5 protein-coding genes are annotated in these 7,538 nt (G+C 58.7%); 3 read left to right on the forward strand and 2 right to left on the reverse strand.

Going from position 1 to position 7,538, the window contains the following annotated elements; all coding sequences use genetic code 11:
• The 3 genes from B2W52_RS00370 to B2W52_RS00380 form a co-directional block, all read left to right on the forward strand.
• The coding region (locus B2W52_RS00370; RefSeq protein ID WP_286800962.1) for a LamB/YcsF family protein at positions 1-440 on the forward strand (440 nt) is incomplete at its 5' end.
• Positions 437-1,129 carry a 5-oxoprolinase subunit PxpB gene (gene pxpB / locus B2W52_RS00375; RefSeq protein ID WP_008173822.1) on the forward strand — a complete coding sequence of 231 codons (693 nt, stop codon included), beginning with the start codon at positions 437-439 and terminating at the stop codon, positions 1,127-1,129. The genes B2W52_RS00370 and pxpB, both read left to right, overlap by 4 nt.
• Complete coding sequence (locus B2W52_RS00380) at positions 1,119-2,063, forward strand: 5-oxoprolinase subunit C family protein (RefSeq protein WP_053112790.1); 945 nt, start codon at positions 1,119-1,121, stop codon at positions 2,061-2,063. The genes pxpB and B2W52_RS00380 overlap by 11 nt, the downstream gene beginning before the upstream one ends.
• A 32-nt stretch (positions 2,064-2,095) precedes the next feature.
• Here the strand turns inward: B2W52_RS00380 and putA are convergent, their stop codons facing one another.
• Positions 2,096-5,725: a bifunctional proline dehydrogenase/L-glutamate gamma-semialdehyde dehydrogenase PutA gene (gene putA, locus B2W52_RS00385; RefSeq protein ID WP_008173818.1), complete on the reverse strand. Its 3,630-nt coding sequence runs from the start codon at positions 5,723-5,725 to the stop codon at positions 2,096-2,098.
• 170 nt (positions 5,726-5,895) lie between these two features.
• Positions 5,896-7,538: NAD-glutamate dehydrogenase domain-containing protein (locus B2W52_RS00390; protein WP_286800964.1), on the reverse strand; the 1,643-nt coding region annotated here is incomplete at its 5' end.

Here is a 7,538-nt window from a genome sequence, read left to right on the forward strand (position 1 = left end):
ATGGCACTTCCATCTCCTACGTGAAGCCCCACGGCGCCCTGTATAACCGGATGATGGTCGATAACACCACCTTGTCCGTGGTTATGTCCGCCGTTCGCTCCTACGCACCAAAGTGCCCCCTGGTGGTCATGGCAACGCCGGACTGGCAACAGGTCAAGGATCGCGCGGACGAATATGGCATCGAGGTCTGGTTCGAGGCGTTCTCTGATCGCGCCTACAGCGACGAGGGCAGACTGGTAAAACGGTCGGTTCGTGGTGCCGTGCACGAGACAACCGAAGCCATTGAGGCGCAGGTCACCCAGATTATCCGCGAAGGAACGGTCACCTCGATCTCGGGCAAACATATTCCGATCAAGGCCGATACCATCTGTATTCACGGCGACAGCTACCATGCCGTCGACGCTGCACGGCATATGCGACAGGTCGTGGAAGCGCTATGAGGATCGAGTCGGTCAACGAAAACACCTGCATGGTGTATTTTGGCGACCAGATCGGTGCGGAATCCGCAGGCCTGGTCAAGCGGGCCACAGACCGGCTGCGGCGCGACATGTCCGACCTCATTGTTGACCTGGTTCCCTCATACACCTCAATTCTGGTGACCTGGGATCTGGAACAGGCTGACCGGTTTGCCATCGTTCGCAGAGTACGCGCAGCGATCGACTCCGAGGATGATGGTTCCACCGAGGGCGACTCTGCCCGCATCGTCGAGCTGCCCGTCTACTATGATCGCGAAGTGGGTCTGGACCTGGAGGATGTCTGCGAGCATGCCGGCCTGTCCCGGGACGAGGTCGTTCGCATTCACAGTGAACAGCTTTATCAGGTCTACGCCATCGGCTTCGCTCCGGGGTTTGCCTACCTGGGAAGTACCGACGAACGGATTGCCATTCCGCGGAAATCCACGCCCCGACTGAAAGTCCCTACCGGCAGCGTCGGTATCGCAGGCACCCAAACCGCAATCTACCCGAGCTGCACACCGGGTGGCTGGCAAATCATTGGCCGCACGCCGCAGAAAATGGTGGATTGGGACAGCGACTCTCTGGCCCTGGTACAGGTCGGCGATCAGGTGCGCTTTCGCGCCATAAGCCGGGACGAATTCCTGGAGCTGGGAGGCAACCTCGATGAGCTTTGAAGTCCTCGAACCCGGAATGCTGGCCCTTGTTCAGGATGCCGGCCGCCACGGCTACCAGCATATGGGCGTGACCACCGGCGGCCCCATGGACGAGTTTGCATTTTTCTGGGCGAACCGCCTGCTGGGCAATGATCTCGATGCCCCACAGATCGAAATCACCTTTGGCAGGTTCAGCCTGAAGGCGAACCATGAGGCCTGCATTGCCATTACCGGCGGCGATCTGGGCGCCCGTATCAACGATCAGGCCATTGCGCCCTGGCGCACCCATCACATCAATAAGGGCGACAGACTGGACTTCACCACGCCTGTGAACGGCTTGCGGGCCTACCTGGCGGTCAGCGGCGGATTCAAGCCAGCCATGAAGCTTGGCAGTTGCGCCACCGTGGCACGCGAGGGCCTGGGCGGCCTGGATGGCAAAGGCGCGAAACTGGCCAAGGGCGATACGCTGGAGTTTGAGAAAAACGCATCGTTTGTTGAAGCTTTTCTTCCCGAGCCGGAAGTCCCCGATTATCAACAACACCTGCGCCTGGGGGTTATTCCCGGCTATCAGTATCGGAGCTTCTCTATAGTTCAGCGGGAGAAGTTTTTCTCGTGCGATTACGAAATCAGCCAGAATATCGATCGCATGGGGTATCGACTGAAAGGTGATGCCATCTATTCGGATCTGGACGGGATTGTCTCGGAGGGGATTGCCTATGGGGCTATTCAGGTACCGAAAGACGGTCAGCCCATTGTTCTGATGAAAGACCGGCAGACCATTGGCGGCTATCCGAAAATCGGCTGCCTGAGCGCTCTCGATGCGGGCCTTCTGGCCCAGAGGGGGCCGGGGTCATCGGTCAGTTTCTATCTTTCGGACGTTGCCGAGGCCGAAGGCCGCCGGATGCTGTTTAACCAACGTCTGAAAACAGGCGCGCCCGACATCAGGACTGACTGACGCCGGGCGCGCATGGTACCGATTACCGCCGATTATTCGGAGGCGGCAATCAGACTGGCGTTACCGCCCGCGGCCGTTGTGTCGACACATAGGTGGCGTTCGATCACAAATCGCTGATCCAGCGTGTGCTCAGTGATCAGCGGTAGCAACGCACCATCACGCTTGGCCAGTGCCTCGCGATAGGCTTTCAGCAGGGGCTGATCGCCACAGCTGACTACCGCCTCGAAGCCATCGATGGTTGCCAGTGCTTCCGGCTCCAACAGACCCTCGGCGCCAACAATCGGCAGCCCGGCCTTATTCGCTTGATCGACCACATCCTGGGTGCCCGGTGCAATCACCACCACCTTGTTGCCCTGTGACAACGCGGTACCCGCCTGCTCCAGAGCGGTTTCCTTGTCCGGTCCCAGACACAGCACCACGCCACGGGCATGGTTGGACAGGCGGTTGGTCTCACCCGTTGGCCCGGGTAGCGCTTCCACGTGAGCGTCCAGTGGCTCCGGAACATTGCCAAAGATGGGCCGGATTGCGTCCATACGAGCTTCAGGCCTGGACGTCTTCAGTTTGTCCAGCTGCCCGATGAGCTTCTGCAACTGCTTGGCATCCACCTTCCTGGCGTTCGAATCCGCCTCGCGCTCGACCGTTTCACCTTTCAGGAAACGACGGACGTACTGCGGACCACCGGCCTTTGGACCGGTGCCAGACAGGCCTTCACCACCGAATGGCTGGGAGCCCACGATGGCACCGATCTGGTTGCGGTTCACATAGGTGTTACCCACCTTGATCCGGCTGGTAATACGCTCGACGCGGCGATCAACACGGCTGTGGATGCCAAACGTCAGGCCGTAGCCCTTGGCGTTGATGTCGTCCACCACCTTGTCGATGTTCTTCGCCTCGAACGTGGCCACGTGCAGGACTGGCCCGAAGATTTCTTCTTCCAGCTCCTCAATACCACTGACGCTGAGAACTGCCGGCGAAACGAACAGGCCTTTCTCGGGGACTGTCATTTTCTTCAGCAACTTGCCGTTGCGCTCGAACTTCTCGCAGTGGTCCACGATCTTCTTGCGGGCGTTCTCGTCGATCACCGGGCCCACATCCGTGGACAGCAGCCAGGGATCGCCGATGCCGAGCTCTTCCATTGCACCGTAGAGCATTTCCAGAAGGCCATCGGCAATGTCTCTCTGCACATAGAGCATACGCAGGGCGGAACACCGCTGACCGGCACTCTGGAACGAAGACGCCAGCACGTCACGGACGACCTGCTCCGGCAATGCCGTGGAGTCCACGATCATCGCGTTCAGACCACCGGTCTCTGCCACCAGCGGCGCGTCCGGCGCCATGTTCTCGGTCATGACCTTGTTAATGCGCTGGGCAGTAGCGGTAGAACCGGTAAAGCACACGCCGCTCACCCGCGAATCGGAGGTCAGGGCTGCACCCACGGTTGCGCCGGTACCCGGCACCAACTGGATGGCATCCTTCGGGATACCCGCCTGATGCATCAGTTCCACGGCGCGAATAGCCAGCAAGGATGTCTGCTCAGCCGGCTTCGCCACCACGGTGTTACCTGCCGCGAGGTTGGCCAGAATCTGCCCGGAGAAGATCGCCAGCGGGAAGTTCCAGGGCGAAATACAACACATCACGCCGCGGGCATCGCCGCTGTCTTTATAGCGGATGGCCTCGTTGGCGTAGTACTGTGAGAAATCGACCGCTTCACGGATCTCAGCAACCGCATCCAGCAGGGATTTGCCCGCTTCACGGGTAGTGAGCGCGAACAACTCGGCGTAGTTCTCCTCGTACAGGTCGCCCACCTTGCGAACGCAGGCAGCACGCTCTTCAGCCGATTTGGCGGACCAGCTCTCGAACGCGGCCGCCGCTGAGGTAATCGCGGTGTCTACATCAGCATCGGAGGCCTGGGTGACGTGGCCAACCAGATCATCCGGATCGGCCGGGTTACGTACCACCTGGATTTCGGTACCGGCCACCTCACCCGCAATCAGCGGACCACCTTTCCAGCGATAGTCTTTGTAGGCTCCGCGACCTTTCTCGATCTCGTTAACCGTGACCGGATCGGTAATATCCCAGCCTTTGGAGTTGCGACGCTGATCGCCAAACAGCTTGAACGGGTGCACGATCGCCTTGCTGGAAATGTTATTGCCCATCTCCTCAACGCTGACAATCGGATCCTTGGCAATCTCTTCCGGTGTGATGCGCTTGTCCACAATCTGGTTCACGAAGGAGCTGTTGGCACCGTTCTCCAACAAACGACGCACCAGGTACGCCAGAAGATCCTTGTGCGGGCCAACCGGCGCATAAATGCGACAGGGCACACCACTGACCTTCAGAACCTCATTGTGCAGGGATTCGCCCATGCCGTGGAGGCGCTGGAATTCGTAGTTGTCCACACCCTTGGTCTTGGCCATTTCGAGAATGGCAGATACCGAATGCGCGTTGTGGGTGGCGAACTGTGGGTAAATCCGGTTCGTCATGTTCAACAGCTTGGTGGCGCAGGACAGGAAAGAGACGTCACTGCAGGCCTTGCGGGTAAACACGGGGAACCCGTTCAGACCCATAACCTGGGCACGCTTGATTTCAGCATCCCAATAGGCGCCTTTCACCAGACGCACCATGAACTTGCGGTCGTACTTCTCCGCCAGCCCGTAGAGCCAGTCGAGTACGAAAGAGGAGCGCTTGCCATACGCCTGAACAACCACGCCAAAGCCATCCCAGCCTGCAAGCTCGGGATCCGCCACCAGCTCCTCAATCACATCCAGAGACAGATCCAGACGATCCTGCTCCTCGGCATCGATATTGAAGCCCATATTCGCAGCCGCGGCCTTTTTGACCAGTTCGCGGGCCCGGGGCAGCAACTCGTTCATGACCCGCTCTTTGTTGCCGTACTCGTAACGGGCCAGCAGGGCGGAGAGCTTGACCGAGATGCCGGGGTTCTTGCGGACATCGCCCTTGCTCGCCTTGGCAATGCTGTCGATGGCGTTGGAGTAGGAGTCGTAATAACGCTTGGCGTCATCATCGGTGCGGGCAGCTTCGCCCAGCATGTCGTAGGAATAGGTGTAACCCTTGGCCATGTATTCCTTGGCCTCATCCTGGGCTTCATCGATATCGCGACCCAGAACGAACTGTCGCCCCATCTCTTTCATCGCCTGACCGGCCACAGTACGGATAACCGGCTCGCCGAAGCGCTTGAGCAGCTTGCGCAGGGTTTCACCCACGGTGTTGCGCTCGGAATCCTTGAGCAGGTTGCTGGTCATCAGCAGGGCAACGGTGGCGGTGTTGATCAGCCCAGAGGACGCCTTGCCCACGTGGGTGCCCCAGGCACCGGAGGTGATCTTGTCTTCGATCAGCTCGTGGATGGTGGTGTTGTCAGGCACGCGCAACAGCGCCTCGGCCAGACACATCAGGGCAACGCCTTCCTTGGTCGTCAGGCCATACTCCGCCAGGAATTTTTCCATGATGGTGGACTTGGCATTCTTGCGAACGCTGCGCACCAGTTCAGCCGCACGAGCGGAAATGGCGTCGCGCTCGGCCTGGGACAACTGGGCACCAGCAATCATCTCGTGGATAACCTTGTGCTCGTCAGCGAGATAATAATCACGAATCGCCTGCCGGCTATCGACAAGCTCGGGCGTCTGTGATTGCTGCGGTCTCATAGTTGTACCCTCTTAGTTGTTTGTCTCTCCGGCATTCTACCGAGATCGACAAAGACTATTTCGCTATAAATTCAAGGCAAGCGTGCCATTACGTCTTTAATACATCACAAAAAATTAATAATTTTCTCCAAAAAACGTGATTTTCAGTCACCTTGCCTGTCGTAGTCCTGCTATGCGGCTTTCAATGCCAGCTCTCTGAGCACTCCATGAGCGACTGAGAAAACGGCACAATCCACATCATTGGCGGCCTGCATGTCGTTCAGCATCCGCTCCCAGCGGGCGAGTAACATCCGCTTGTTCCCCCGCCACGCCTCAATCCGCTTCTCCGGCGTTCCATCGCCATCAACGGGCTCGGAAAACACGCTTAGCGTGAGATTCCGTAACTGATGATCCAGCTCGTCCCTGAAATGAATGGTCGCCAACACTTGCCAGTGGCCATTTGCCCGGAAGGCCCGCATTTGCCGGTCCAACCAGGTCAGGTTCAGGCTTTCACCGAGCGTGAAATACACCCAGGCCACCGACTCCAGCTTTTCGTCCAGCTGACGGGCGATCTCGACCATGTCCATCAGCCAGTAACGGCTTTCCGCGGAAGCGCACCAGGCGGAAAGATCTTCCGGAACCATCCGCTCACAGTATTCAGCATAGCGTTCATACCAGCGACTTGCAGGAATCACCGATTCAAGTCGGCTTTTTGAAGCCAGCACATCCGCCATGGGAGCCCGGTAATGGTCGATACAGGAAACCGGGTCCAGCGCCTGCCGGCGGTTCTGCAAGAGCCAGCTGGTGCTTCGGGTCACTAACCGGATGGCATCGGCGAACAGGTCTGCCTGAACGCCGGCGTCAATTTTTCCATCCAGTGATTCCATACTCTCCCAATGGGCGTCTACGTCATGTATTCGCAGGGAGATCAGGTAGGCCGAGGCAATCCGTCCAGCATCAGCCCCGGTAGCGCTGCGTATCCGGTCAAACCAGGTGATCCCCATGCGATTTACCATGTCGTTGGCAATCTGGGTGGCCGAGATTTCTGCACGCAGGGGATGGGCCCCCACCGCTTCCGGGAAGGCGGCCAGCAGAGAGGCCGGGAAAGCCGAGTGCAGCGCAGAATTGAATCGCGGGTCATGGACGATCGGTGATGCGACCAGGGCCTGCTTGAGTTCAATTTTTGCGTAGGAAACCAGTACCGCCAGTTCAGGGCGTGTCAGGCCGCCGCCGTGCTCACGGCGAGCCTGCAATTCTTCATCCGACGGAAGAAATTCGAGACTGCGGTCCAGTTTGCCTTCTGTCTCCAGCCTGCGCATCAGCCGTTCGTACTGGTCTGCGGTGGCAACTGCGGGGTTCTGGGCAAGACTCAGCGCCATCGCCTGTCGGTAATTGTTGCGCAGCACCAGTTCGGCCACCTCAGACGTCATGGCCCTGAGCATCCGGTTTCGCTCCGGAAGCGACATCAGCTGTCGGTGCACCAGGTCATTCAGCAGAATCTTGATGTTCACCTCATGGTCCGAGCAGTCGACGCCACCGGCGTTATCGATAAAATCACTGTTCACGGAGCCGCCACGACGGGCGAAGTCGATGCGGGCCTTCTGGGTAACACCCAGGTTCCCGCCTTCTCCCAATGCCTTGCATCGCAGTTCGTTACTGTCGATTCGAAGCGCATCGTTGGTTTTGTCGCCAACATCCTCATGGGACTCTGAAGGCGCCTTCACATAGGTCCCGATACCACCGTTCCAGAGCATGTCTACCGGCGCTTTCAACAAAGCGCTGATCAGATCCGCAGGCGACAGGCTGCGTGCCTTGATGCCCAACACCTTGCGCA

The organism is Marinobacter sp. UBA2498, assembly GCF_002341575.1.
Classification (GTDB): Bacteria; Pseudomonadota; Gammaproteobacteria; order Pseudomonadales; family Oleiphilaceae; genus Marinobacter; species Marinobacter manganoxydans.